The organism is Pseudomonas sp. YuFO8, from assembly GCF_035065025.1.
Classification (GTDB): domain Bacteria; phylum Pseudomonadota; class Gammaproteobacteria; order Pseudomonadales; family Pseudomonadaceae; genus Aquipseudomonas; species Aquipseudomonas putida_AE.
The window spans coordinates 88,814-115,032 of sequence record NZ_JAXDEQ010000015.1 but is presented as its reverse complement, the minus strand read 5'-3'; the positions used below and the strand labels follow the sequence as shown (position 1 = coordinate 115,032).

The following is a 26,219-nucleotide window of genomic DNA, read 5'->3' as shown; positions in this document are numbered from 1 at the left end:
GAACTTTACGTGCACGCCAGGCTCTATCACGCTCCACGCTCGTGATAGCATCCGCGCCTATGAATTTTCCAGGAAGAATTACCAGTGGCGTACTGCTGCTGATCACCAGCTGCGCGGCACTGGCGCAAAGTGAATTGGATGTGCGGATCAAACCGTCCAACGATGCACTGAAGGCCAATATCGAAGGCTATATCGGCAGTCTCGGCGATCGTGACGAAGAGGCTTTGCTGCGCTTCAGCCGTGGCGCCGAGGAACAGGCGCGCAAGGCCGCCCAGGCCTTGGGTTACTACCAGCCGCAAATCGACAGCGAAGTGAAGGGCGGCAAGTCGCCGCGCCTGGTGCTGACCATCGATCCCGGCGAGCCGGTACATCTGCGCAACGTCACCATCCGCGTCGACGGCCCGGCGGCCAGCCTCAAATCCTTTCGTGTGCCCAAGAGCCCTGCACTGCAAACCGGTGCGGTACTCAACCACGGTCAGTACGAGGACGCCAAGCGCCTGATCCAGAACCAGGCCTCGCGTTTTGGTTTTTTCAGTGGCCGCTTCAGCCGCCAGAAGTTGGCGGTCGACCCGCGGGCCGGCGTGGCCGATATCGAGCTGGTCTACGACAGCGGTCCGCGCTACTCGCTGGGCAAGGTCAATTTTGAAGGCGACACACCGTTCGACGAAGACCTGCTGCAACGCATGGTGCCTTTCAAGGCCGGTACGCCGTACGACTCCGAACTGATCGCCGAGCTCAATCAGGCGCTGCAATCGAGCGGCTATTTCGAAGGCGTGCGGGTCGACGCCGCGCCGACAGCGTCCAAGAACGATGTGATCCCTGTGGACGTCAAGCTCGAAACCCGCAAGCCACGCACCATGGGCCTGGGCATTGGCTACTCCACCGACGTCGGCCCACGGGTCAAGGCCAACTGGACCCGGCACTGGGTCAACCCCCAGGGCCACAGTTATGGCTGGGAGACCGAAGTCTCGGCACCTCGGCAAAACGTCGGGTTGTTCTACGACATTCCCCTGGACCCGCCGCTGACCGACAAGCTGCGTTTCGCCGGTGGTTACCAGAACGAAGAAATCGCCGACAAGGACAGCCTCAGCAAGTTGCTGACCGTAGGCCCCGAGTGGCACAGCAAGCTGCCCAGCGGCTGGCAGCGGGTGGTGTCGCTCAAGTGGCAGCGCGAGGAATACCGACTCGGCGACGATTCCGGCCTCAGTACCTTGCTGATGCCCGGTGTCAGCTATTCGTACCTGAAAAGCGACAACCGTATCGACCCGCACAATGGTTATCGCCTGCAGTTCGAAACCAAGGTCGCCAAGGAAGGACTGGGTTCCGATAACAACTTGCTGTACGGCACGGCGCTGGTCAAAGGCCTGACCACGGTGTTCGACAAGCACCGCTTGCTCGGTCGGGTGCAGGTCGGCGGCAGTGCCACAAACGGCTACAAATCGATACCGCCGTCGTTGCGCTTCTTCGCCGGTGGCGACCAGAGTGTGCGCGGCTACGACTACCAGAGCCTGTCCCCGGAAAACAACCAGGGTGACCGCATCGGTGGTCGCTACATGGTCACCGCCAGTGCCGAATACCAGTATTCCGTTGCGGAAAAATGGCGCGTGGCGACTTTCGTCGACCAGGGCAACTCCTTTAATACACTTGAACTGCCGAACCTCAAGACCGGGGTCGGCATCGGCGTGCGCTGGGTCTCTCCGGTTGGGCCGATCCGCCTCGACCTGGCCCATGCGCTCGACGACGATGGCGGCATTCGCTTGCACTTTTCCATGGGACCCGAGTTGTGAAACGTGGCTTGAAAATAACGTTGCTGACCATTTTGGCGCTGCTGATGCTGGTGGTCCTGACCCTGGCCACAGTGCTGGGCACGGCGACCGGCAGTCGCTGGGCACTCGGGTTTGTGCCGGGTTTGAGCCTCGACAATTTCCAGGGTCGCCTGGGCGGGCAGTGGAGTGCCGATCGCCTGTTGTGGCAGCAAGACAGCAGCCGGGTCGAGCTCAGCAAAGTCATCTTCGCCTGGTCGCCGCTGTGTCTGACGCGCATGACCCTGTGCATCGAACAACTGAAGGCCGATCAGGTCAGCCTGCAATTTCCACCCGGCGAGCCAGAAGAGGACAGCGGGCCTATCACTCTTCCAGACTTGAACTTGCCGCTGGCGCTCGAACTGGGCGACATCCAGGTCGGCAGCCTGCTGTTCAACGGCAGCGAACAACTCAAGGGCTTGCAACTGGCGGCGCACTGGACGGCCAACGGCTTGCAGATCGACTCGGTGCAACTGCAGCGCGATGAACTGAGCCTGCACCTGTCCGGCTTGCTGCAACCGACTGGCAATTGGCCGCTGAAGGCAGAAGGCAAACTGACCCTGCCAGCACCTGGCACCGAACCTTGGGCGCTGGCCCTGCAAGTCGACGGTGACCTGCTGAACACCTTGAACCTCAAGGCCGACAGCAGCGGCTATCTCAATGGGCAACTGACCGGCAAGCTGCAACCCTTGGTGGAAAACCTGCCGGCCACAGTGCGCATCACCGCTGACGGCTTCAAACCCAGCGCCGACTTGCCGGACACCCTGCAACTCAATCAGCTCGAACTCACTGGCGCCGGTGACCTGAAAAACGGTTATCAGTTAGTCGGCAAGGCCATGCTGCCAGCCGAACAAGGCCCGGTCGCGCTGGCGTTGCAAGGCAAGGTCGACGCCAACGGCGCGCAGATCGCCGCCCTGGACCTGACCGCCAACGACAAGCAAAGCCTCAAGCTCACCGGACAACTGGACTGGAGCAAGGGCCTGAGCGCTGATGCCAAAATCGCCTGGCTGGATTTCCCCTGGCACCGGCTCTATCCGCTGATCGACGAACCGCAAGTGGCCCTGCGCAGCTTCAACGGTGACGTCTCCTACACCGACGGCAAATACCTGGGGCACTTCGACGCCGCCCTGGATGGCCCGGCCGGGGCGTTCAGCCTGACCAGCCCGTTCGCCGGTGACCTGACAAAAATCTACCTGCAACAGATCCAGCTCGTCGCCGGGCAGGGGAAGGCCGAAGGGCACTTGAACCTGCAATTCGCCGACGGCATCGCCTGGGACACTGCGCTGGATCTTTCCGCGATCGATCCGGCGTACTGGGTCGCGGAACTGCCGGGCACGTTGGCAGGCCCCTTGCGCAGCAAAGGCGAGATGAAAAATGAACAGCTCAGCCTGAGCGCCGACCTGGACCTGAAGGGCAAGCTGCGTGGCCAGCCGGCCGTCCTGCAAGCCAAGGCCGATGGCAGCGGCGAGCAATGGAACCTGAACGCCCTGCAGATTCGCCTCGGCGACAACAGCATCAACGGCAAGGGCAGCCTGCAACAGAAACTTAACGGCCAGATCGACATCAAGCTGGCGCGTCTGGCCCAGCTATGGCCGCAATTGCGCGGCCAGATCAACGGCCGGGTCGATGTCGCCGGAACGCTCAAGGCACCGCAAGGCAAGCTCGGGTTGCAAGGCACGCAACTGGCTTTCCAGGACAATCGCCTGCAAAGCCTGAACCTGGACGCGACCCTCGACAGCGCGCAACGGGCGAAAATCGACCTCAAGGGCAGCGGTATCCAGGCCGGTGACACCTCGTTGGGCACCCTGACCGCCAGCGGTCAGGGCGACATCAAGAACCAGAAACTGAGCCTTGACCTGCAAGGGCCCAAGTTGAAACTGGCCCTTGGTCTGGACGGCGCACTGGACAAAGGCAACTGGCGAGGACGTCTGGCCAGCGGCGACATCCAGGCCGGTGGCCAGGACTGGAAGCTGCAAGGTCCGGCAAAACTCGAGCGGCTGGCGGACGGAAAAATCAATTTTGGCGCCCATTGCTGGGCGTCTGGCCCGGCCAGTCTGTGCGGTGAAGACCAGCGTCTGATGCCGGAGCCGAAGTTGCGTTATCACCTGCGGCAATTCCCCATCGACAGCCTCGCCCAGTGGCTGCCGAAGGATTTCGCCTGGCAGGGCCGGCTCAACGCCGACGTGCAGCTGGACCTGCCAGCCAGCGGCCCGAACGGCGTGATCAGCATCGATGCCAGCGGCGGGACGTTGCGCGTGCGCGAGAAAGAGCAGTGGCTGGATTTCCCGTATCAGACCCTCAAGCTCACCAGCACGCTTGCGCCCAAGCGCATCGATACCAACCTGAATTTCGTTGGCGGCAAGCTTGGGGAATTGATGGTACAGGCGCAGATCAACCCGTTGCCGCAGAACAAACCGCTGACCGGTACCTTCCGCTTGAGTGGCCTGGACCTGTCGGTGGCGCGGCCGTTTGTGCCCATGGTCGAGAAACTGACCGGTCGCCTCAATGGCAGCGGCACGATTTCCGGTGGCCTGCTGGCGCCGCTGGTCAATGGCAATCTGGTGCTCAGTGACGGCGAAGTGTCCGGCGCCGAGTTGCCGATGGAGATTCAAGCGTTGCAACTGCAGGCGGTGATCGCCGGTGAAACCGTGCAGCTCAATGGCGGCTGGAAAAGCGGCAAGGCCGGGCAGGGCAGCCTCAACGGCAATGTCGCCTGGGGCCAGGCACCGGTAGTGGACCTGGCGCTCAAGGGCTCGCAGTTGCCGGTCAGCGTCGAACCCTACGCCAAGGTCGAAGTGGCCCCGGACCTGAAAATCTCGCTCAAGGGCGATGAGCTGGCCATCGCCGGTAAAGTGCGGGTGCCCAAGGGCGACATCACCATTCGCGAGTTGCCGCCATCGACGGTCAAGCTCTCCGACGACACGGTGATCATCGGCCAGCAGACCGAAGAGGGCAAACCACCCCTGGCGATGAAAATGGACATCGATGTGGTGGTTGGCGAAGAGAAGCTGAGCTTTGCCGGGTTTGGCCTGACCGCCAATGTGCAGGGGCATGTGCACATTGGCGACAACATGGACACCCGTGGCGAGCTATGGCTCAACGACGGCCGCTACCGCGCCTACGGTCAGCGACTTACGGTGCGCCGGGCGCGGTTGCTGTTCGCCGGCCCGCTCGACCAGCCGTACCTGGACATCGAGGCCATCCGCCAGACCGACGATGTGATCGCCGGCATCCGCTTGAGCGGCAGCGCCGAGCAACCGACCACGCAGATTTTCTCGGAACCGGCCATGAGCCAGGAACAGGCGCTGTCCTATCTGGTGCTGGGGCGTCCACTGAGTACCAACGGTGAAGACAACAACATGCTCGCCCAGGCTGCACTCGGCCTGGGCCTGATGGGCAGCTCCGGGGTAACCGGTGGCCTGGCGAAGAACCTGGGCATCGACGATTTCCAGCTCGACACCGAGGGCAGTGGCAACGCCACCAGCGTGGTCGCCAGCGGCAACCTTTCCGAGAAGCTCAGCCTGCGTTATGGCGTTGGTGTGTTCGAACCGGCCAACACCATTGCCTTGCGCTACAAGCTGAGCAAAAAGGTTTACCTGGAAGCCGCCGGTGGCGTGGCCAGTTCGCTGGACATCTTCTACAAACGCGATTTCTAAACCACCACGCAACCCCCTTGTAGGAGCTGGCTTGCCGGCGAAAGCGGTGAATCAGGCAACATCGCGGTTGACGGGAAGGACGCCTTCGCTGGCAAGCCAGCTCCTACAGGGATTTATGGTGTAGTCAGAATTGCACCGTTTGCCTGAGCATCTGCGCCGCCGGCGTATCCGCCGGGCTGACCATCGCATGTTTACCTGGAAGCCGCCGGTGGCGTGGCCAGTTCGCTGGACATCTTCTATAAGCGCGATTTCTAAACCACCATGCAACCTCTGTAGGAGCTGGCTTGCCAGCGAAAGCGGTGGATCAGGCAGCATCGTTGTTGACGGGAATGACGCCTTCGCTGGCAAGCCAGCTCCTACAGGGATTTGTGGTGTGGTCAGAACTCGGTCTGCCTGAGCATCTGCGCCGCCGGCGTATCCGCCGGGCTGACCATCGCAGGTTTACCTGGAAGCCGCCGGTGGCTCGCGGGACATCTTCTACAAACGGGATTTCTGAACCGCCACGCAACCCCTGTAGGAGCTGGCTTGCCAGCGAAAGCGGTGGATCAGCCAGCATCGTTGTTGACGGGAAGGACGCATTCGCTGGCAAGCCAGCTCCTACAGGGATTTGTGGTGTGGTCAGAATTTTACCGTTTGCCTGAGCATCTGCGCCGCCGGCGTATCCACCGGGCTGACCATCGCATAGTTATACCCACTACCCGACCAGTACTCAGCCTGCAAACCGCCATCGCTACGACTGCCCCTCGGCAGCAGGTAGTTCTTCGGCCCCGGCGGGCGCACGTAAAAGCTGATCTTCTGGCCGCCCTGGTTCTCGTAGACCACCATCGCCGCAGGTCCCTGCTCGGTGCTGAGCAAGCGCCCGCTGGCCGGTTTGAATCCCGCGCCCGACAAGTCAGGCAGGCGATTGGCCTGGGTGAAATAACGGTCGAGCCAGCCCTGCATGTCACCTTCGTCGCCGGCCTTGTAGTCGGCCGGCAAGAGGCCTTGCTGGGCAATCAGGCGATAGGCCTGCAGGGCGTCGGTCATCGGTAGCTGGGTGCTGACGAGAGTAACTTCCCGCGCCTGCCAGCCGCCGAACCCGCCGACGCTGACCGCGATCAATAACACTGCGGCGCTGGCCAGGTGGCGACGGGACTGGCGCTTCATGCGTTGGCGAATGACGGCCGGATCAAGGTCGGGATTGGCCGGCTGCTGCAAGAGGCCACCAAGGGCCGCGCGCAGGTGCTGGGCGTCTTGCTGCCAACCGCGAACCTGCGCGGCCACCAGCGGGTTACTGGCCAGAAAGGTCTCCACCAGGCGCCGGTCTTCCTCGCCGAGCTGATGGTCGACGTATGCGTGCAGGTCGCGCTCGCTGGGGGGCATGCTGATCATTTGAGTCTCCGCAGGGAAGGGCGGTTGATTTCGCCATCGCTGAGTTGGCGCAGGGCCTGGCGAGCCCGGGACAGGCGGGACATCACGGTGCCGGTGGGGACGTCGAGAATCTCGGCGACCTCTTTGTAACTCAGGCCTTCCACCGACACCCACAACAGCAGCGCCCGCTGTTCGGTGGGCAGTCGATCGAAGGCGTCGAGGGTCGATTGGGCGATCACGGTGCGCTCCACGGAAGGCTGTGCGTCGTCGCGTCCGGTAAAGAATTCGAGCATTCGGGCATAGCGTCGGGTACGGCGGTGAGCATCGAGAAACTGTCGATACAGAATCGAGAACAACCAGGCGCGCAAGTCGCCTTCGACGCGCCTGCCGCCCCAACTCGACAGCGCCCGCTCAAGGCAGGACTGCACCAGATCGTCGGCGCTGCTGGGGTTGCGCGTCAACGACAGGGCAAACCGCCGCAATCGGGGAATGATTTCTCTCAGTTGTTCGTCAATCTCGTTCATGAAGTTCTGACTAGTCACTACGCTTTGGACTAGGAAGACGCCCGGCACTCGAGGTTATTCCACGACAGAAAAAATAAATACCGCGCGATGGAATAAACCCTCGTGGGGTTCGTCTGCTTGATTCTTCTCACTTGTGGCCGATGGCCCGGAGTCTTTCATGGTAGATCGATCAACACCGCCAACCCGGCCACCCTTGAGTGGCGCGAGCCTGGTGCTGCGCCTGGCCGGCATTGCCGTGGTCGTCGCCGCAGTGGCTGGGGCGTTTGCCTACGTCAACGGCACCCTTGACCCACAGCGCCTGACCCCGAAAAAGCTGATCAATGTGCTCGAAACCAACAACGGCGTGCATCCGGGGTTCCGGCGCAACCACTCCAAAGGCGTGTGCGTTATCGGCCATTTCGAGAGCAGCTTTGAGGCGCGCAGCTATTCCAGCGCGCAGGTGTTCAATCAGGCACGCACGCCCGTGGTCGGTCGTTTTGCCTTGCCCGCGGGCAACCCTTATGCACCAGACAGCGCGGTGCCTATCCGCAGCATGGCCTTGCGTTTCACCCAGGCCAACGGCCAGCAGTGGCGCACCGGGATGAACAGCATGCCGGTGTTTCCGGTGGGCACGCCCGAGGCGTTCTATCAGTTGCAGCAAGCCCAATCACCGGTTCCCGCGACGGGCAAACCGGACCCTGCCGCGGTACCTGCGTTCTTCGGATCACATCCGGAGGCCGGACCGTTCCTGGCCTGGATCAAGACCGCCAAACCTTCGGCCAGTTACGTGACCGAAACCTACAACAGCGTCAACGCGTTTTACCTGGTTAACGCCGCAGGACAACGGCAAGCCGTGCGCTGGAGCATGGTGCCGGTGGCCCAGGATGCGCCGGGCGCTACGGCGCCTGCGGGCACCGATTTCCTGGAGAAGGATCTGGTTCAGCGCATCGCCGCAGGGCCGTTGCGTTGGCAGTTGAACATCACCCTGGCCAACCCCGGCGATCCGGTCAACGACGCGAGCAAGGCCTGGCCAGAGGGGCGCAAAGTGTTGAACGCGGGGACATTGGTCCTTGAAAGCACCCAGCCGCAACTCAACGGCGAATGCCGTGACATCAACTACGACCCGCTGGTGTTGCCTGCCGGGATCGAAGGTTCCGACGACCCATTGCTCGCCGCTCGCTCGGCCGGTTATTCCAATTCCTACCTGCGTCGCACCAGCGAAGTCAGCCAGTTACCCGCCGCCAAACAGGAGGCCCAGCAATGAGTACTCAACCGAAGCATTTCGCCCCCCTGGCGCGCCTGCTGCACTGGCTGATGGCACTCATGGTTATGGCCATGCTGTTTATTGGCGCCGGCATGGTCGCTTCGGTGTCCGAGCGTCATGAATGGCTGATTCACCTGCACAAGCCGTTGGGAGTCGCCATCCTGCTGCTGGTGATCGTGCGCCTGGCGGTGCGCTTCTCTACCCAACAACCCCCGCTGCCGGCCGACCTCCCGGGTTGGCAAGTGCTGGCGGCCAAGGCATCGCACGTCTTGCTGTATGCCTTGATGCTGGTATTGCCGTTGTTGGGCTGGGCGATGATCTCGGCGTCGGGCGAGCCGGTGATGCTCAGCGGTTCATTGCAATTACCATCGATCGTGCCGCCGAATGCGCAGGTGTTCGCGTTCCTGCGCAAGGCGCATGGGTATCTGGCGTATCTGCTGTTCCTGACCGTGCTGCTGCATCTGGCGGCGGCGTTGTTTCATGGTTGGGTGCGGCGCGATGGTGTACTGCAGAGTATGCTGATGGGAAAAGACCGGAGTTGAGAAGTCGGGCAGCGCCCCATTCTGAGCGCGCTGCCTGGTATGTTCGCATTTACACGAGGGATATATTTCGAGATTGAGAAAACGGGTTTAATGTGCAAAATCGGTTTTTTATAGCGATATGGTATTTTGATTTCTAGAAAACTGTCATTTCTTACAGGTTCTTTCTTCTGGAAAAGCTGATCAAATATTTTTAGCTGTTTTTGGGCGTGCCAGATGGCTATTGGTATTTAACAAGTTTAAAGGGAGAGCAACCATGGTGGTATTTAATCGCTTCAATGGTATGCAACGTTTTAAAAGCTCATTATCTGTCATTGCAATATCAACCTTGGCGGTAGCTTGTTCATCCGGCCCATCTGTTAACCAAGCGGTGTCCCTTCCATTGTTATCGAAAAATTCCAACGTCCAGGCGGAGCCGAACCAAATAAGAGACTGGCGCGGTCCGATCTGGTGGATACCATTTTATGTAGTCGAAGCTTAATGCCAAAGCGATGGAACGAGTTTTGTAATGGCTGGAGAAAAGTACGAAGAAGGCCGCAAAAAGCTCTACATTGGATGTGCACTGCCACAATATCAAGGTGCTGGCTTGCATTCGCGATTAGCTGAAAGAATTACTTTACCTTACGAAACAAATAGTACGATGTGTCCAGAAAATAAGGTTCAGGCAAGTTTCGGCCTGAATAATACCGGGAACGTTAGACTTGTAATGACTTGCGTAGGACTGGCTAAGGAGTGGACGGCTATGCGAATTCCCAATACGAGCGTGCACCCTGTCAAACACCCCTTTGCATGCCCGGAAGGTCAATATTTAAGAGGGCAGCAGATCGACAGTTCAACTGGTAATATGGCTTACTACTGTGGACGCCCCGAGCCGGGAGAAAACTTTCGGCCCCCAGCGCCAACAGGATTCAAAAAAATAAGTTCAACGCAAAATACGATTACCTTTGGCTGGAATGCGGTGGAGGGAGCACAAAAATATCGAGTGACACGCTCTGACCCTTACCCAGGTATCAATCTTGGAGAGACTGGAGCGACGACACTTACTGTTGATGCGCCTGCTGCGCTGAGATGGTATTCGATAAAATCAATAGTCAATGGGTACGAGTCGCAGAAATCGGATTCTATTTTGGCACGTCCTTGATGGAGAGATCTAACACGATGTGTGTCATGTTAGATCTGCCGTATTATAATTTAGCGAAGTTCGCCAATTATATCCGCCACTGTTGCCAACACATCCTTCCCCAACTGCTTCGACCGTTTCCCCGACCACCCCGTCAACGGGTTCGGATGATCATCATGATCCTTGAACGGCATTTCCAGGGTCAGCGACAGGCAGTCGTACTTCTGGCCAACGCTGTTGCACGCCAGGGTCATGTTGGCTTGACCCGGTTCGTCGCGGGTGTAGCCGTGTTTGGTCTGGAAGTCCTTGGTGGTGTGTTTCAGGTGGCTGCGGAAGTGCTCTTCGAGTTTTTCGATGCGTGGCGTGTAGCCTGGATTGCCTTCGCAACCAGCGGTGAACACGTGGGGGATTTCCTCGTCACCGTGGACGTCGAGGAACAGGTCGACGCCGTACTGTTCCATCTGTTGCTGGACGAAAAAGACTTCCGGGCTGATCTCCTGGCTGGCGCTCTGCCAGGCGCGGTTCAGGTCCTGGCCCATGGCATTGGTGCGCAGGTGGCCGTGGAAGGCGCCGTCCGGGTTCATGTTCGGCACCAGGTACAGGTCGGCGCTGGCCAGCAGTTTGTTCAGCACCGGGTCGTCGTGTTTTTCCAGGCGCTCGATCACGCCCTCCATGAACCACTCGGCCATGTGTTCGCCGGGATGTTGCTGGGCAATGATCCATACCTTGCGCTGGCCTTCGGCACCGGTGCCTTTGCGCAGCAGTTGGATGTCGCGACCTTCGACACTCTTGCCGGTGGCCAGCAGTTCGGTGCCGGCCTTGGTCAGCGCCTGCTCGATCAACCAGTCATGACGCCCCCGGCTGTAGGGTTCGAAGTAGGCGAACCAGGCGTGGGTCTGTTCAGCTTCGAGGCTGAAGCGCAGGCAGTCGCCCTCGAAAATGGTCGGCACGCGGAACCAGTTGACGTGGTCGTAGGACGCTACCGCTTGATAACCGGTCCAGGCCTTGTTGTAGGAGGACTGGCTGGCATTGTTCAGGCGAAACCAATGGTCCTGGCCGACATGCAGGCCGCTGGCCTTGAAGTGGAACCACTGGAAATGGTTGCTCTTGGTGTCGGGGCGGATGGCCAGCAGGGGCTTGAGCGGGTCGCTGACATCGATGACCTGGATGTTGCCGCTGTCGAAGTTGGCAGTGATTTCGAGCGAGGATTTGGCCACGGTCAGGGTTCCTGATTGAGATTTTTATGGCGGCTACTTTACACGCAAGCTTAGAGGGTTAGCAGCGCGGATAAAACGTTTCACCCGGCCTGCTGCGGTTTGCATTTCTGTCGTGTTACCACACGCACCTTATTGTGGCCGTAAGGTGACAACTTGGGGCATTTCAACTCGCCTGCTGCGACGTACCGGGCTGGAGCCGAGCCTTCCTGTAGACCAATACATCAATCCAATCAGATACCTGCACGTGCGGCACGTAACTTGGCATGCAATGTGCTTTTTTGGATATATGGATAATTGGATACAAAAATACAAAAGGTGCACCGATGAAATTCGCCCCTGCCTACACCGAGCGCCAACCCGTCACCGCCGAAGAGGAGGCCTACAACTTTCTCCTGGAGGCGATCTGTAAAGGCCGTTACCGCACCGGTGAGCGCCTGATTGCCGAGGACATCGCCGGGGAAATCGGCATGAGCCGCATGCCGGTGCGCGAGGCCTTCCGGCGCCTGGATGCCGATGGCCTGGTGACGTTACGGCCCAATCGCGGCGCGATCGTGCGCGGCCTGAACATCGAGGAGATGCGTGAAGTCTTCGAGATGCGCAGCGCCCTTGAAGGCCTGGCCATCCGGGTCGCCGTGACGAAACTCAGCGAGCGCCATTTCAGCCATCTCGAGCGCCTGCTCGACGAGATGGACGATTACCGGGAGGACGGCGCCGAGTGGGTCAGCCGCCATCGGGCCTTCCATGAATACCTGTGCAGCCTGAGTGAACGGCCGCGCCTGATGCGCCAGATATCGGCACTGTATTCGGTGATCGAACCGCACATGCGCCTGTGGCTGCAACACGCCGACAAACCCCGCAGCGCCCGGGACGAGCACGCCTCGATCATAACCGCACTGCGTTCGGGCGATCCGGACAAGGCGGCCGCGGTGGTGTGCGAACACATCGAAGGCACCATTCCGCGACTGATTCAGTTTCTCGAAGCCCACCAATAAAGCAGATACCACACACCCCTTGTAGGAGCCGGCTTGCCGGCGAAGGCGGCCGAATGAGCGAAGCAAGACTCAAGCGCCAATCGCTGGCAAGCCAGCTCCTACAGGGGACACCGTTGCAGCCCACTGGAGTCATGCCCATGCACAAGCCTTGCGCGTTAGTTGCCGTGTTCACCTTGAGTCTGTGTTCGCAGTGGGCGTTCGCCGCCCCCGAGTTACCCGAGCGATTGAGCAAGAGCGAGAAGATCGTCTATTGCTCCGGCATGGATTCCCCTCCGTTGGTGTCGTTCGACGTGAAGCAAAAACCGGTGGGATTGCAGGTCGACATGGGCGAAGCGATTGCCCAGCGCCTGGGTGACAAGAAGGTCGAGTGGCGCATCTCGCCTTTCGCCGGGCTGATCCCGGCGCTGCTGGCGCAGCAGTGCGACATGATCGTCGATCAGCTGTTCGACAAGCCCGAACGCCGCGAGGTGATCGACATCGTCAACTTCATGTATTCCAGCCAATCCATCGTGGTGCCCAAGGGCAACCCCAAAGCGGTGAACAGCCTGGAAGATCTGTCCGGATTGAAGGTGGCGGTCAGCAACGGTTCGACGATCCGGGTGCTGCTGGGCAAGGAAAACGAAAAACTCGAAGCGGCTGGCAAGGCGCCGATGAAACTGGTGGTGTACAACGTCGACGCCGATGCGTTCCAGGCCTTGCGCATCAATCAGGTGGACGCCTTCGGCACCACGGTCGAATCCGCCGGGCATTACCAGCAACTCGCCCCTGACCTGTTCCAGTCGGCGGTGCCGGCGTTCAATCGCATCCTCACCGGTTTCGGCGTGCGCAAAAGCGATCCGCAGCTGACCGTGGCCTTGACCGAAGTCCTGCAAGGCATGCGCGCCGACGGCAGTTACGCCGCGCTCCTCAGTAAATGGCACGTCGACAGCGACAAACTGGACTGAGGGCAGACCGGATGAACTTCAATTGGGATGTGTTCTGGCAGTACCTGTTGCAGCCCAGCGATGTCTACCTGACGGGGCTGTGGCTGACCTGCCTGATCAGCGTGTCGGCGATGTTGCTCGGTTGCGTGCTGGGGCTGATCGCGGCGTTGATGAAGCTGTCGAGTAATCCGCTGTTGCAGTACCCGGTGCGCTTTTATGTCTGGCTGATGCGCGGCACGCCGTTGCTGGTGCAGATCGTGTTTCTGTACACGGCATTGGCGGCAGGGGGGATATTCCGCTTCGAAGACCTGGACCTCGGCTGGTTCATCGTGCCGGGCAACATCCAGGCGGCGATCATCGCCCTGGGCCTGAATGAAGGCGCGTACATGGCGGAGATCATCCGCGCCGGCATCGGTGCGGTGGACAAGGGCCAATACGAAGCCGGGCGATCCCTGGGCATGACCTTTGCCAAGTTGATGCGGCGCATCGTCCTGCCCCAGGCGTTCCGGGTGATCGTGCCGCCGCTGGGCAACGAGTTCAACGTGATGCTGAAAAACACCACGCTGGTCAGCGTCATCGGGGTGCAGGAGTTGCTGCTCAGCACGCAAATGGTGACCTCGGCGACGTTCCGAGTGTTCGAGTTGTACCTGGTCGTGGCCATCTACTTCCTGGCATTGACCACGTTGTGGGGCTTTTTCCAGCGCTGGCTGGAACAACGTTTCGGCCAGTCTGATCGTCCGGCACCGGCTGCCAGCCGGATGTTCGGCCGCAACACCATGAAACTGTTGAGGGGGCGTTGAGATGGCGCGCATGAGTGAAGAGCTGGTCATCGAGGCGCTGGATATTCACAAGTCTTTCGGTGACCTGGAAATTCTCAAGGGCATTTCACTGCAAGTGAAACGTGGTGAAGTGGTGGTGCTGATCGGCGCTTCCGGTTCCGGCAAAACCACCTTTATCCGCTGCATCAATCTGCTGGAAGAGATTCAATCCGGGCAGATCCGCGTCGGCGGTCGGCCCATGGGCTACCGCACCCGGGCCGATGGCAGCCTGGCCCGGGACTCGGAACGCAACATTGCCCGCCAGCGCCGGGACATCGGCATGGTGTTTCAGCGCTTCAACCTGTTCCCGCACATGACGGCTCTGGAAAACATCATCGAAGCGCCGATCCAGGTGCTAGGTGTGTCGCGCACGGCGGCGCTGGAACAGGCGAGGGCGCTGCTCAAGCGCGTCGGGTTGGCGGAAAAGGCCGATCACTATCCGTCGATGTTGTCCGGTGGCCAGCAGCAGCGGGTGGCCATTGCCCGGGCGCTGGCCATGAAACCCCAGGCGATGTTGTTCGACGAGCCCACCAGCGCCCTGGACCCGGAGACGGTGGGCGAAGTCTTGCAAGTGATGAAGGAGCTGGCCGAGGAGGGCATGACCATGGTCGTGGTCACCCACGAAATGGGTTTTGCCCGGGAAGTGGCCGACCGGGTGGTGGTGCTCGATCAAGGTGAGTTGATCGAGCAGGGGCCACCCGAACAGATCTTCAGCCAGCCCAGGCATGCCCGTACCCGTGCCTTTCTGAGCCGCGTGCTTTGAGTCCATCAAACAAATTTGTGTGAGTCCTGCCATGTTCAATTTTTCTGCCCATGAGTACCCCTACGCCTCACAACGTCAAAGTGTCTTCGCCAAACGCGGCATGGTCGCCGCGTCGCAGCCATTGGCCGCCGAAGCCGGGATTGAAATGATGCGTCGCGGTGGCAATGCCATCGATGCCGCCATCGCCACGGCCGCGGCCCTGACGGTGGTCGAACCCACCGGTTGCGGGATCGGCGGCGACGCCTTCGCGTTGGTCTGGACGCAAAACAAGCTGCACGGTCTGAACGCCAACGGTGCGGCCCCGCAGGGTCTGAGCATCGAGGCGGTGAAGGCGGCCGGTCATGAAAAGATGCCGTTGCATGGCTGGACGCCCGTGACCGTGCCGGGTTGTCCATCCGCCTGGGCAGAGTTGTCCACGCGTTTCGGTCGCCTGCCCTTTGCTGATGTGTTGCAGCCAGCGATCAGCCTGGCGCGGGATGGGTTTCCGCTGTCGCCGGTGGTTGCGTTGCAGTGGCAAACCGCGCTGGAAGACTTCACCCCGGATCGTAACGAGGTGCTGGAAAGCTGGTTCGAAACCTTTCTGATTGACGGCCGCGCACCGCGCGCAGGTGAACTGTTTCGCAATCCGGCCCAGGCACGCACCTTGAGTGAACTGGCGGCCACCGGTTGCGAAAGCTTTTATCGCGGGGCGCTGGCGCAACGCCTGGATGCCCATTCGCGCGCCACGGGCGGCTATCTGCGCGCCAGTGATTTGCAAGACTACCGCGCCCAGTGGGTCGAGCCGATCAAGGTCAACTACCGCGGCGTCGACGTCTGGGAGATTCCACCGAGCGGCCAGGGACTCGTGGCCCTGATGACGCTGAAGATTCTCGAGGGTTTCGATTTCGACCACCGTGACAGCCAGCAGACCTGGCACCGTCAGCTCGAAGCCATGAAACTCGCCTACAGCGATGGCCTGCACTACATCACAGACCCGCAGCACATGCGGGTCGCCGTGGACGACCTGCTGAGCGAAGCCTACGCCAGCCATCGCCGGGCACAGATCGGTGAACGCGCGGTGGCACCACAACCAGGAGACCCCCATGCCAGTGGCACCGTCTACCTGGCCACCGCCGACGCCGACGGCAACATGGTTTCATTCATCCAGAGCAATTATCACGGTTTCGGTTCCGGCGTGGTGTTGCCGGACAGCGGCATCGCCCTGCAAAACCGCGGTGAGGAGTTCAGTCTTGATCCCGCTCACGCCAATTGCCTGGCACCCGGGAAAAAGACCTTCCACACCATCATTCCCGGGTTTCTCAGCAAGAACGGTGAGGCGCTGGGACCTTTCGGCGTGATGGGCGGCTACATGCAGCCGCAGGGGCATGTGCAGATGGTCATGAACCTGGTGGATTTCGGGCTGAACCCACAAGCGGCCCTGGATGCACCGCGCTGGCAGTGGTTGGGCGAAATGAAGGTGGGCATCGAGCAGGACGCTTCGCGAGACATGGCGGCGGCACTGGCACGGCGCGGGCACGAAGTGCAGGTGGTGTGCGATCGCACGAGTTACGGGCGTGGACAGATCATCCTGCGCGACCCTGAAACCGGTGTGTTGTGTGGCGGGACCGAGCCGCGTGCGGACTCGCATATAGCCGTGTATTGATGGCCTGAAAGGGGGGGGGGCGTCCTCCCTGACGCCGTCGCAGCTTAGAGATTATGCGATTGATTCTCAAGTGCTATTTGCCATTACTTTGCCCCAATGCCACAAGGCTTCTCTTGCCAACTGATGTTCTTTTGATATGATCCGCGCCATCGAATTTGCGACACATCAAGACTTCATTAGCCTGAAGCCATAAGCCAGAAAACTGGCAAAAAAAGACCCGGCAAAAAGCCGGGTCAAAAACCGTGATTAGCCTGATGAGGAGATAGTCCAGGAGACCGACCTAAGGTCACCTGGTCCATCGACTGATCTCGCGACCAGCTGATGCAATAATAATCATTCTCGTTTGCAAGTCAAACGATTTTGTCTGCGCGTCAGGAAAACTCTTTCCTGTCCTTCTGTTCGGCACCTACCTGCTAGCCATTCCTGCCACCCTCTAGGGAGCGGTTCAACATTGCCTTTGCCATGTCGATCATGTGCACGGTCGAAAGCGCCAGGTCCCGATGCGCACCGTGCAGGTGACTGGCTGACTCGTAGGCAGTGGCGGCGGCGCAACGTAGCAGCCCGGAAGCATGCACCAGGGCTTCCTCGATGCTGATGTTACGGTTTACGTCAAACCAATGCTCCTGCACGCCTTCCTCTGCAACAGCTGGTTTCAAGTAATAATCCAGCGCGCGCTGTGCGGCGGCAGAGCCCTGGGGAGTGTGGAGGGACGTATCGATTTGCACGTCGGGCAAGTCGTTGCTGGGTGGATTCATGATCAAGGCGAGCTCCGTGATAAATTCAGGTCCGTGATCTCATCCTAATACGTTACGTATTTGTGACAATAGTATTAATAATACATTTTGTGTTTTGCTGGGCGAGGGCCGCCACGTATCGTGCCGCACATGGATAAATGGATAGAATTGGTCAAGGCCAAGATGAGTGAACTCAAGATCACTCAGGAAATACTCGCCGACCGCCTCGGGATGTCCCAGGGCGGCATCGGGCATTGGTTGACCAAACGCCGTCAGCCCGGCATCGACGACATGAATCGAGTCCTGCAGGCGCTGGGCCTGGACTTTCTCGAAGTGGCGCTGGTAATTCGCGAGCCTGTGCACGAACAGAATGATGAGGTTTGCCTGACGCAAAAGTACAACCCGTACTTTCGCTACCCGGTCAGTGACTGGCGGGACACCGCGCAGGTGCGCGATGGAGAGCAGGCGCCGTACCGTTTCGAACTGTCCGACTACCACGCCCGAGGCGCGGCGTTCTGGTTGACCGTGGTGGGTGATGCGATGACCGCACCCAGTGGCCCCAGCGTGGCCGAGGGCATGTTGATCCTGGTGGACCCGGATGTGGAAGCGGTGCCGGGCAAACTGGTCATCGCGCAATGGCCTGACAGCAGCGAGGCGATTTTCCGCAAGTTGAGCGAAGAGGGCGGGCAGCGTTACCTGGTCCCGCTCAATCCAACATACCCGAAAAGCCTGTTCAGCGAAGAATGCCGAATCATCGGCGTGGTGGTCCAGGCCACCGTGAAGTTCTAGCCCGGCCGGCCCGCGCCATGCGCACGGCCGGCCTGGCTGTCAGGCTTCTTCCAGTTCGACCAGCGCACTGCCTTCGCTGACCATCTCGCCTTCCTGGCAATACAGCGCCTTGACCACACCGGCGTGGGGCGCGCGGATGCTGTGCTCCATCTTCATGGCCTCCAGCACCACCAGTTGCGCCCCGGCTTCGACCGTTTGCCCGGCCTCCACCAGCACGCGCACGATGCTGCCATTCATGGGCGCGGTGAGGCCGCCGTGATGGCTGTGACTGGCTTCAACGGCCGTGATCGGGTCGTAGGTCTCGATGCGGCGCAGCTCGCCTTCCCATTGCAGGTAAAGGTAGTCACCCCGGCGGATCGCCCGGTGCTGGCGGCGCACGCCGTCGTGTTCGGTCAGCAATTGCTCGCCGGTGAGTCGTGCGCTATGGGACTGCGGGTTGCCCAGGGTCAAGGCGCGGTCCTGGCCCTCGCAACTCAGGTGCAGGGTGATTTGCGCGGGCAGGCCGGCGCGCAGGCCGTTGCCGATCGCCCATGGCGAGCTCGGGTCATCGCCACGGGACGGGCTGGGCAGGCTCTGGGCAAAGGCCTGGCCGGCGGCTTGCCAGAATTCGTCGCTGAGCGCCGCGGGCTGTGGCAGCAGTTGTTCCTGATAACGGGGGATAAATCCGGTATCGAGTTCGGCCTGGGCAAACGCCGGGTGGCCGATGATCCGTCGCAGGAAGTTGATGTTGGTCTTGAGCCCGCCGATGGCGAATTCATCGAGCATGCTCAGCAAGCGCAAGCGCGCCTGTTCACGGTCTTCGCCCCAGGCAATCAGCTTGCCGAGCATCGGGTCGTAGAATGGCGAGATCTCGTCGCCTTCTTCAACACCGCTGTCCACCCGGCGACCCGCACCCGGCGCGGATTCGCGATACAGCTCCAGGCGACCGGTCGCAGGCAGGAAGTCATTGCCCGGATCTTCGGCGTACAAGCGCACTTCAATCGCGTGACCGTTCAGCGGCACCTGATCCTGGGTCATCGGCAAGGCTTCGCCACGGGCTACGCGGATCTGCCAGGCCACCAGGTCGAGGCCGGTGATGGCTTCGGTCACCGGGTGTTCGACTTGCAGGCGCGTGTTCATCTCCATGAAGAAGAACTCGCCGCGGGCATCGAGCAGGAATTCCACGGTGCCGGCTCCGACATAACCGATGGCCTGCGCCGAACGCACGGCCGCCTCACCCATGGCGCGGCGCAGTTCGGGGCTCAGGCCTGGGGCTGGTGCTTCTTCGACGACTTTCTGGTGCCGACGCTGAATCGAGCAGTCGCGCTCGTTGAGGTACAGGCAGTTGCCGTGTTGATCGGCGAACACCTGGATCTCCACGTGACGGGGTTTGAGCAGGTACTTCTCCACCAGCATCCGCGAATCGCCGAACGACGATTGTGCTTCGCGCTGGGCCGAGGCCAGGGCTTCGGCCAGCTGGCTGACGTCCTCGACCACTTTCATGCCCTTGCCGCCGCCGCCGGCCGTGGCCTTGAGCAGCACGGGATAACCGATGCGTTCGCACGCAGCGCGGAAGGTCTCGAGGTCCTGGGCTTCACCGTGGTAGCCCGGTACCAACGGCACGCCGGCGGTTTCCATCAAGGCCTTGGCCGCGGATTTGCTGCCCATGGCGTCGATGGCCGAGGCGGGCGGACCTAGGAAGATCAGGCCGGCCGCTTCGATGGCGCGGGCGAACCCGGCGTTCTCGGACAAAAAGCCGTAGCCGGGGTGTATCGCCTGGGCACCGCTGGCCTTGGCGGCGGCGATCAGTTTGTCGATCTGCAGGTAACTGTCGGCGGCCTTGCTGCCACCGAGGTCGACGCGGATATCGGCTTCACGGCTGTGCCGGGCATCGCGGTCGGTGGCACTGTGCACGGCCACGGTGGTCAGGCCCAGGGCCTTGGCGGTGCGCATCACCCGGCAGGCGATTTCGCCGCGGTTGGCCACCAGCAGGGTAGTGAGGACAGGTGCGCTCATCAACGCGGCTCCTTGGTGGTGGTTGCAGCTTGCCAGCTCGGCGGACGTTTTTGCAGAAAGGCGCGCAGGCCTTCCTGGCCTTCGGGACTGACGCGGATGCGGGCGATGGCGTTCTCGGTGTAGCGACGCAGGGACGGGGTCAACGAGCCGTCGCCGACTTCCCGCAGCAAGTCCTTGCTGGCGCGCATGGCGGCCGGGCTGTTGAGCAGCAGGTTGTCGATCCACTGCTGGATTTTCTGTTCCAGCTCGGCGATTGGGTAACTCTCCGACAGCAGGCCGAGTTCCCGTGCCCGTTGCCCGCCGAAACGTTCGGCGGTCAGGGAATAGCGCCGCGTCGCGCGTTCGCCGATGGCTTGCACCACGAACGGGCTGATCACCGCCGGCGCCAGGCCGATGCGCACTTCCGACAGGCAGAACTGCGCGTCATCGGCGCCAATGGCCATGTCGCAGCAACTGATCAGGCCCAGCGCGCCGCCGAAGGCTGCACCTTGCACCACCGCCAGGGTCGGGATTTTCAGCTTGGCGAGGTTGTACATCAGCTCCGCCAGTTCCCGGGCGTCGTCGAGGTTGGTGGCGTAATCGAGTTCCGCCGATTGCTGCATCCAGGCCAGGTCGGCACCGGCGCTGAAATGCTTGCCACGACCGCGCACGATCAGGAATCGCAGGCTGGCATCGCTGGCCACCTTGTCCAGGGCGAGGATCAGTTCGCGGATCATCTCGGCGTTGAAGGCGTTGTTCTTTTCTTCACGGCTGAGCCACAGCGTGGCAAAACCACGTGGGTCGGTCAGCAGTTCGAGGGTATTGAAGTCGCTCATATTCATCCGTCTCCACGGTCCTTGTAGGAGCGAGCTTGCTCGCGATGGATTACAGGGCGGCGCGTTAATTCAGAAAACACGCGTTATCGTTAACGTCCATCGCGAGCAAGCTCGCTCCTACAAAAAAATCACATCCGGAACACGCCGAAGCGGCTCGGTTCGATTGGCGCGTTCAACGACGCGGACAAGGCCAGTGCCAGCACGTCGCGGGTCTGGGCCGGGTCGATGACGCCGTCATCCCACAGGCGCGCGCTGGAGTAGTAGGGGTGACCCTGCTCTTCATACTGGTCGAGGATCGGTTGCTTGATCTCGGCTTCCTGTTCGGCGCTGAAACCGTGGCCGGCACGTTCGGCCTGCTCGCGCTTGACCTGCACCAGCACGCCGGCCGCCTGTTCGGCACCCATCACACCGATGCGCGCATTCGGCCACATCCACAGGAAGCGCGGATCGTAGGCCCGGCCGCACATGCCGTAGTTCCCGGCACCGAAGCTGCCGCCGATGATCACGGTGAACTTCGGTACCTTGGCGCAGGCCACCGCGGTCACCAGTTTCGCGCCGTGCTTGGCGATGCCGCCGGCTTCGTATTTCTGGCCGACCATGAAGCCGGTGATGTTTTGCAGGAACAGCAGCGGGATACCGCGCTGGCACGCCAGCTCGATGAAGTGCGCGCCTTTCTGTGCCGCTTCGGCGAACAGGATGCCGTTGTTGGCGAGGATGGCGATCGGATAACCGTGCAGGTAGGCAAAGCCGCACACCAAGGTAGTCCCGAACAGGGCCTTGAATTCGTCGAACACCGAACCGTCCACCAGCCGCGCGATGACTTCACGCACGTCGAACGGTTGCTTGGCATCGGCCGGCACCACGCCATACAACTCGTCGCTGGCATAGAGTGGGGCGATCGGGGTGCGTTGCTGCACTTCACCCTGTTTGCGCCAGTTGAGATTGGCGACGCTGCGCCGGGCCAGGGCCAGGGCGTGTTCATCGCTTTCGGCGTAATGGTCGGCCACACCGGAAATCTTGCAGTGCACGTCGGCCCCGCCAAGATCCTCGGCACTGACCACTTCACCCGTCGCGGCTTTCACCAGCGGTGGGCCGGCGAGGAAGATCGTCGCTTGCTCGCGCACCATGATGGCCTCGTCGGCCATGGCCGGTACGTAGGCACCGCCCGCGGTGCAGGAGCCCATGACCACGGCAATCTGCGGGATGCCCTGTGCGCTCATGTTGGCCTGGTTGAAGAAGATCCGGCCGAAGTGCTCTCGGTCCGGAAATACTTCGTCCTGGCGCGGCAAGTTGGCGCCACCGGAGTCCACCAGGTAGATGCACGGCAGGCGGTTTTGCTGGGCGATCGTCTGGGCGCGCAGGTGCTTTTTCACCGTCAGCGGGTAGTACGAGCCACCTTTTACCGTGGCATCGTTGGCGACGATCATGCATTCGACGCCTTCCACCCGGCCGATCCCGGCAATCACGCCAGCGGCGGGCACGTCTTCGCCGTACACCTCGTAGGCCGCCAGCTGGCTGATTTCCAGAAACGGCGAGCCCGGGTCGAGCAAGCGGTTGATGCGCTCGCGGGGCAGCAGTTTGCCCCGGGAGGTGTGGCGTTCTTGCGCTTTCGGGCCGCCACCTTGCGCCACTTGGGCCAGCAGGGTGTGCAGGGCGTCGACCTGTTTGAGCATCGCCGCGCTGTTGGCGGCGAACTCCGCCGAACGGGGGTTGAGCTGGGTATGTAGGATCATGGCTTACTCCGTAAGCAGCTTTGAGCGGCACGCTACAAGCTGCAAGAGGATCGCTTCTACTTGTGGCTTGAAGCTTGCCGCTTGCAGCTGACGAAATTCATTTCGTCTCGTTAAACAGTTCACGCCCGATCAGCATGCGACGGATCTCACTGGTGCCGGCGCCGATTTCGTACAGCTTGGCGTCACGCAGCAGGCGACCGGCCGGGAATTCGTTGATATAGCCGTTGCCGCCGAGAATCTGGATCGCGTCGAGGGCCATTTGCGTGGCGCGTTCGGCGCTGTAGAGGATCACGCCGGCAGCGTCCTTGCGGGTGGTTTCGCCGCGCTCGCAGGCCTGGGCTACCGCATAGAGATAAGCGCGGCTGGCGTTGAGCTGGGTGTACATGTCGGCGACCTTGCCCTGGATCAGTTGGAACTCGCCGATGCTCTGGCCGAACTGCTTGCGGTCGTGGATGTACGGCACGATCAGGTCCATGCAGGCCTGCATGATCCCGGTCGGGCCGCCGGACAGCACGACACGTTCGTAGTCGAGGCCGCTCATCAGCACTTTCACGCCGCCGTTGAGCACGCCGAGGATGTTCTCCTCCGGCACTTCGACGTCATCGAAGAACAGCTCGCAGGTATTCGAGCCGCGCATGCCCAGCTTGTCGAACTTGTTGCTGCGGCTGAAGCCTTTCCAGTCGCGCTCGACAATGAAAGCGGTGATGCCGTGGGGGCCCTTTTCCAGGTCGGTCTTGGCGTAGATCACGTAGGTGTTGGCATCCGGGCCGTTGGTGATCCAGGTCTTGCTGCCGTTGAGCACGTATTTGTCGCCACGTTTGTCGGCGCGCAGCTTCATCGAGACCACGTCGGAACCGGCGTTCGGTTCGCTCATGGCCAGGGCGCCGATGTGTTCGCCGCTGATCAGCTTCGGCAGGTACTTGGCTTTCTGCTCGTGGTTGCCGTTGCGGTTGATCTGGTTGACGCAGAGGTTGGAGTGGGCGCCATAGGACAGGGCCACCGAGGCCGAGCCACGGCTGATTTCTTCCATCGCGACCACGTGCGCCAGGTAACCCAGGCCGGCACCGCCGTATTCTTCCGGTACGGTAATGCCCAGCAGGCCCATGTCGCCGAATTTGCGCCACAGGTCGGCGGGGAACAGGTTGTCGATGTCGATCTGAGCAGCGCGCGGGGCGATCTCTTTGGCGACGAAGGACTGGACCTGATCGCGCAGCATGTCGATGGTTTCACCGAGGGCAAAGTTCAGGGATGGGTAGCTCATGGGGCACCTTTTGGCTTTTTTGTAGGGTGGGGAGGGCGGTGTTTCAGCTCTCACCTTTACGTTAACGTAAACCTGTGACGAAAGGCTGTCAATCGCCCTTTACGTTAACGTCAACTTGAGCGAGAGTAGGGGCATTGAAACCTGTAGGAGCGGGCTTACCCGCGAAGGCGTCGGATCTGTCGACATCAGTGTAGAACGTGCCGGCCTCTTCGCTGGCAAGCCAGCTCCTGCAGGGGACCATTCGCAGCCCATTAATAAAGACAATAGGGGTCGTCATGGATCAACCCAGTGCAAGCCCGCAACGCAGTTACACCCGTGGTTCCCAGGACAAAGCCTTGCTGGCGATGACCATCGGCCAGGCGTTCGACAACACTGTCGCGCAGTACCCGGACGGGGAGGCGCTGGTGGTGCGCCATCAACAGCTGCGCTACACCTGGCGGCAACTGGCGGATGCGGCAGACCTGCAGGCCAGGGCGCTGCTGGCGCTGGGCCTGCAGGCCGGCGACCGTCTGGGCATCTGGGCCCCAAACTGCGCCCAGTGGTGCATCACGCAGATTGCCACGGCGAAAATCGGCGTGATCCTGGTCAACATCAACCCGGCCTACCGCAGCTCCGAACTCGAATACGTGTTGAAACAGTCCGGCTGCCAGTGGCTGGTCAGTGCCGGGGCGTTCAAGACCTCCGACTATCACGCCATGCTGCAGGGCCTGGTGCCGGAGCTGGCAGAGCAAGCCATCGGCAAATTGCACAGCGAGCGCCTGCCGGATTTGCGCGGGGTCATCAGTCTTGATGCGCAGCCTCCAATCGGTTTCCTGCCATGGTCGCAACTGAGCGAGCTGGCGGGCAGCGTATCGGTCGAACAATTGCACGAACGTCAAAACAGTCTGCATTTCGATCAGGCGGTGAACATCCAGTACACCTCCGGCACCACCGGCTTCCCCAAGGGCGCGACCCTCAGCCACTACAACATTCTCAATAATGGCTACATGGTCGGCGAAAGCCTGGGCCTTACGGCCTGCGACCGGTTGGTGATCCCGGTGCCGTTGTACCACTGCTTTGGCATGGTCATGGGCAACCTCGGCTGCATCACCCACGGCAGCACCATGATCTACCCCAACGACGCGTTCGATCCGCTGCTGACCCTCAGCACCGTCGCCGAAGAACAGGCCACCGCGCTGTATGGCGTGCCGACCATGTTCATCGCCATGCTCGATCAACCCCAGCGCGGCGATTTCGACCTGTCGAGCCTGCGCACCGGGATCATGGCCGGTGCCACCTGTCCGATCGAGGTCATGCGCCGGGTCATCAGCGAAATGCACATGAGCGAAGTGCAGATTGCCTACGGCATGACCGAGACCAGCCCGGTGTCGTTGCAGACCGGTCCGTCGGACGATCTGGAATTGCGCGTGACCACGGTCGGCCGTACCCAGCCACAGCTGGAAAGCAAGATCATCGACGAGGCCGGCAACCTGGTGCCCCGTGGCACCATCGGTGAGCTGTGTACCCGCGGCTACAGTGTGATGCTCGGTTACTGGAACAACCCGCAAGGCACGGCGGAGGCGATCGACCAGGCCGGCTGGATGCACACCGGTGACCTGGCGAGCATGAATGAGGAGGGCTACGTATGCATTGCCGGGCGCAACAAGGACATGATCATCCGCGGCGGCGAGAACATTTATCCGCGCGAACTGGAGGAATTCTTCTTCACCCACCCGGCAGTGGCCGATGTGCAGGTGATCGGCATTCCTTGCTCGCGTTATGGTGAAGAGATCGTCGCCTGGATCAAGTTCCACCCCGGTCACAGTGCCACCGAGCAGGAGCTGCAAGCCTGGTGCAAGGAGCGCATCGCGCACTTCAAGACGCCGCGTCATTTCAAGTTCGTGGAAGAGTTTCCGATGACGGTGACGGGCAAGATCCAGAAATTCCGGATGCGCGAGATCAGCATTGAGGAGTTGCGTAGCAATAAGGCCTGACTCATTCCCTTGTAGGAGCGAGCTTGCTCGCGAAGAACTCAAGAGTGTCGCGTTGATCCAGAATGAGCGCGTTATCGTTGACGACCTTCGCGAGCAAGCTCGCTCCTACACAGGGCCGTGGAAATCTCAAACACCAGACAGCACAAAGGGGAGCCGAAGCTCCCCTTTAATTTTCGTTGCGCTGCTCTTTTTTTATTATTGAGGGGCGGTCTGTTTTTGTTTTTGGTGACCGTTGACCCTTTACCGCTGTTTTTGTCGATCCCCATCCGGGATCAAGAGCAAACGTATTTTTTTGAGCGCTGATCTACTTTTTCGCTGAGCGATCCAACC

Annotated in this window: 21 protein-coding genes and 1 pseudogene; 12 read left to right on the top strand and 10 right to left on the bottom strand. The window is 61.0% G+C overall.

What is annotated here, in order from left to right; all coding sequences use genetic code 11:
• The first annotated feature begins 59 nt into the window (after positions 1 to 59).
• Positions 60 to 1,787, top strand: coding sequence for an autotransporter assembly complex protein TamA (locus SOP95_RS15745; RefSeq protein WP_323607528.1), 1,728 nt, complete (start codon positions 60 to 62; stop codon positions 1,785 to 1,787).
• Positions 1,784 to 5,458, top strand: a complete 3,675-nt coding sequence (locus tag SOP95_RS15740; RefSeq protein WP_323607527.1) for a translocation/assembly module TamB domain-containing protein — start codon at positions 1,784 to 1,786, stop codon at positions 5,456 to 5,458. The genes SOP95_RS15745 and SOP95_RS15740 overlap by 4 nt, the downstream gene beginning before the upstream one ends.
• Positions 5,459 to 5,582: 124 nt before the next feature.
• Here the strand turns inward: SOP95_RS15740 and SOP95_RS32165 are convergent.
• The 3 genes and pseudogenes from SOP95_RS32165 to SOP95_RS15730 all read right to left on the bottom strand — a co-directional run.
• Positions 5,583 to 5,687: pseudogene (locus SOP95_RS32165) on the bottom strand (hypothetical protein); the annotation flags it as partial.
• A 389-nt stretch (positions 5,688 to 6,076) separates the two neighbouring features.
• Positions 6,077 to 6,829, bottom strand: a complete 753-nt coding sequence (locus SOP95_RS15735) for an anti-sigma factor family protein (protein WP_323607526.1) — start codon at positions 6,827 to 6,829, stop codon at positions 6,077 to 6,079.
• On the bottom strand, positions 6,826 to 7,332 hold the full coding sequence (locus SOP95_RS15730; protein ID WP_274076571.1) for an RNA polymerase sigma factor: 507 nt from the start codon (positions 7,330 to 7,332) through the stop codon (positions 6,826 to 6,828). The genes SOP95_RS15735 and SOP95_RS15730 overlap by 4 nt, the downstream gene beginning before the upstream one ends.
• A 157-nt stretch (positions 7,333 to 7,489) precedes the next feature.
• Between SOP95_RS15730 and SOP95_RS15725 the strand changes: the two genes are divergently transcribed.
• Both SOP95_RS15725 and SOP95_RS15720 read left to right on the top strand, forming a co-directional pair.
• The gene (locus SOP95_RS15725) at positions 7,490 to 8,575 is read left to right on the top strand and encodes a catalase family peroxidase (protein WP_323607524.1); all 1,086 of its coding nucleotides are present in this window, start codon (positions 7,490 to 7,492) and stop codon (positions 8,573 to 8,575) included.
• The gene (locus SOP95_RS15720) at positions 8,572 to 9,117 is read left to right on the top strand and encodes a cytochrome b (RefSeq protein ID WP_323607523.1); all 546 of its coding nucleotides are present in this window, start codon (positions 8,572 to 8,574) and stop codon (positions 9,115 to 9,117) included. Before SOP95_RS15725 ends, SOP95_RS15720 begins: the two co-directional genes overlap by 4 nt.
• A gap of 180 nt (positions 9,118 to 9,297) precedes the next feature.
• Here the strand turns inward: SOP95_RS15720 and SOP95_RS15715 are convergent, their stop codons facing one another.
• Positions 9,298 to 9,516 carry a hypothetical protein gene (locus SOP95_RS15715; protein WP_323607521.1) on the bottom strand — a complete coding sequence of 73 codons (219 nt, stop codon included), beginning with the start codon at positions 9,514 to 9,516 and terminating at the stop codon, positions 9,298 to 9,300.
• Positions 9,517 to 9,622: 106 nt separating this feature from the next.
• Here SOP95_RS15715 and SOP95_RS15710 point away from each other — a divergent pair, with 106 nt between their 5' ends.
• Positions 9,623 to 10,255, top strand: coding sequence for a hypothetical protein (locus SOP95_RS15710; protein ID WP_323607520.1), 633 nt, complete (start codon positions 9,623 to 9,625; stop codon positions 10,253 to 10,255).
• 50 nt (positions 10,256 to 10,305) lie between these two features.
• Here the strand turns inward: SOP95_RS15710 and SOP95_RS15705 are convergent, their stop codons facing one another.
• Positions 10,306 to 11,457, bottom strand: a complete 1,152-nt coding sequence (locus tag SOP95_RS15705) for a M14 family metallopeptidase (RefSeq protein WP_274076576.1) — start codon at positions 11,455 to 11,457, stop codon at positions 10,306 to 10,308.
• A gap of 317 nt (positions 11,458 to 11,774) precedes the next feature.
• Between SOP95_RS15705 and SOP95_RS15700 the strand changes: the two genes are divergently transcribed.
• The 5 genes from SOP95_RS15700 (at position 11,775) to SOP95_RS15680 (ending at position 16,589) form a co-directional block, all read left to right on the top strand.
• Entirely contained in the window at positions 11,775 to 12,443 is a 669-nt protein-coding gene (locus tag SOP95_RS15700) for a GntR family transcriptional regulator (protein ID WP_274076567.1), read from the top strand.
• 137 nt (positions 12,444 to 12,580) lie between these two features.
• Positions 12,581 to 13,387 carry an ABC transporter substrate-binding protein gene (locus SOP95_RS15695; protein ID WP_274076575.1) on the top strand — a complete coding sequence of 269 codons (807 nt, stop codon included), beginning with the start codon at positions 12,581 to 12,583 and terminating at the stop codon, positions 13,385 to 13,387.
• 11 nt (positions 13,388 to 13,398) lie between these two features.
• Positions 13,399 to 14,166 (top strand): amino acid ABC transporter permease, encoded by a 768-nt coding sequence (locus SOP95_RS15690; RefSeq protein WP_274076566.1) that lies wholly within the window; start codon positions 13,399 to 13,401, stop codon positions 14,164 to 14,166.
• A gap of 1 nt (position 14,167) precedes the next feature.
• A complete protein-coding gene (locus SOP95_RS15685; protein WP_274076565.1) occupies positions 14,168 to 14,947 on the top strand; it encodes an amino acid ABC transporter ATP-binding protein in 780 nt (259 codons plus the stop codon).
• Between the two features lie 31 nt (positions 14,948 to 14,978).
• Positions 14,979 to 16,589: a gamma-glutamyltransferase family protein gene (locus tag SOP95_RS15680; RefSeq protein ID WP_323607519.1), complete on the top strand. Its 1,611-nt coding sequence runs from the start codon at positions 14,979 to 14,981 to the stop codon at positions 16,587 to 16,589.
• Positions 16,590 to 17,002: 413 nt separating this feature from the next.
• On the opposite strand, the gene SOP95_RS15675 is transcribed toward SOP95_RS15680, so the two are convergent.
• On the bottom strand, positions 17,003 to 17,344 hold the full coding sequence (locus SOP95_RS15675) for a DUF6124 family protein (RefSeq protein WP_274076563.1): 342 nt from the start codon (positions 17,342 to 17,344) through the stop codon (positions 17,003 to 17,005).
• A 129-nt stretch (positions 17,345 to 17,473) separates the two neighbouring features.
• Here SOP95_RS15675 and SOP95_RS15670 point away from each other — a divergent pair, with 129 nt between their 5' ends.
• Entirely contained in the window at positions 17,474 to 18,112 is a 639-nt protein-coding gene (locus SOP95_RS15670; RefSeq protein ID WP_323607518.1) for a LexA family protein, read from the top strand.
• Between the two features lie 39 nt (positions 18,113 to 18,151).
• Here SOP95_RS15670 and SOP95_RS15665 read toward each other — a convergent pair whose 3' ends face one another.
• The 4 genes from SOP95_RS15665 to SOP95_RS15650 all read right to left on the bottom strand — a co-directional run bounded on the left by SOP95_RS15665 (position 18,152) and on the right by SOP95_RS15650 (position 23,916).
• Positions 18,152 to 20,107, bottom strand: coding sequence for an acetyl/propionyl/methylcrotonyl-CoA carboxylase subunit alpha (locus SOP95_RS15665; RefSeq protein WP_323607517.1), 1,956 nt, complete (start codon positions 20,105 to 20,107; stop codon positions 18,152 to 18,154).
• Positions 20,107 to 20,922, bottom strand: coding sequence for a gamma-carboxygeranoyl-CoA hydratase (locus SOP95_RS15660; protein WP_323607516.1), 816 nt, complete (start codon positions 20,920 to 20,922; stop codon positions 20,107 to 20,109). Before SOP95_RS15660 ends, SOP95_RS15665 begins: the two co-directional genes overlap by 1 nt.
• 128 nt (positions 20,923 to 21,050) lie before the next feature.
• Positions 21,051 to 22,655 (bottom strand): carboxyl transferase domain-containing protein, encoded by a 1,605-nt coding sequence (locus tag SOP95_RS15655; RefSeq protein ID WP_274076559.1) that lies wholly within the window; start codon positions 22,653 to 22,655, stop codon positions 21,051 to 21,053.
• A gap of 97 nt (positions 22,656 to 22,752) precedes the next feature.
• A complete protein-coding gene (locus tag SOP95_RS15650) occupies positions 22,753 to 23,916 on the bottom strand; it encodes an isovaleryl-CoA dehydrogenase (protein WP_274076558.1) in 1,164 nt (387 codons plus the stop codon).
• A 275-nt stretch (positions 23,917 to 24,191) separates the two neighbouring features.
• Between SOP95_RS15650 and SOP95_RS15645 the strand changes: the two genes are divergently transcribed.
• Positions 24,192 to 25,889 (top strand): AMP-binding protein, encoded by a 1,698-nt coding sequence (locus SOP95_RS15645; protein ID WP_323607515.1) that lies wholly within the window; start codon positions 24,192 to 24,194, stop codon positions 25,887 to 25,889.
• Positions 25,890 to 26,219: the final 330 nt, after the last annotated feature.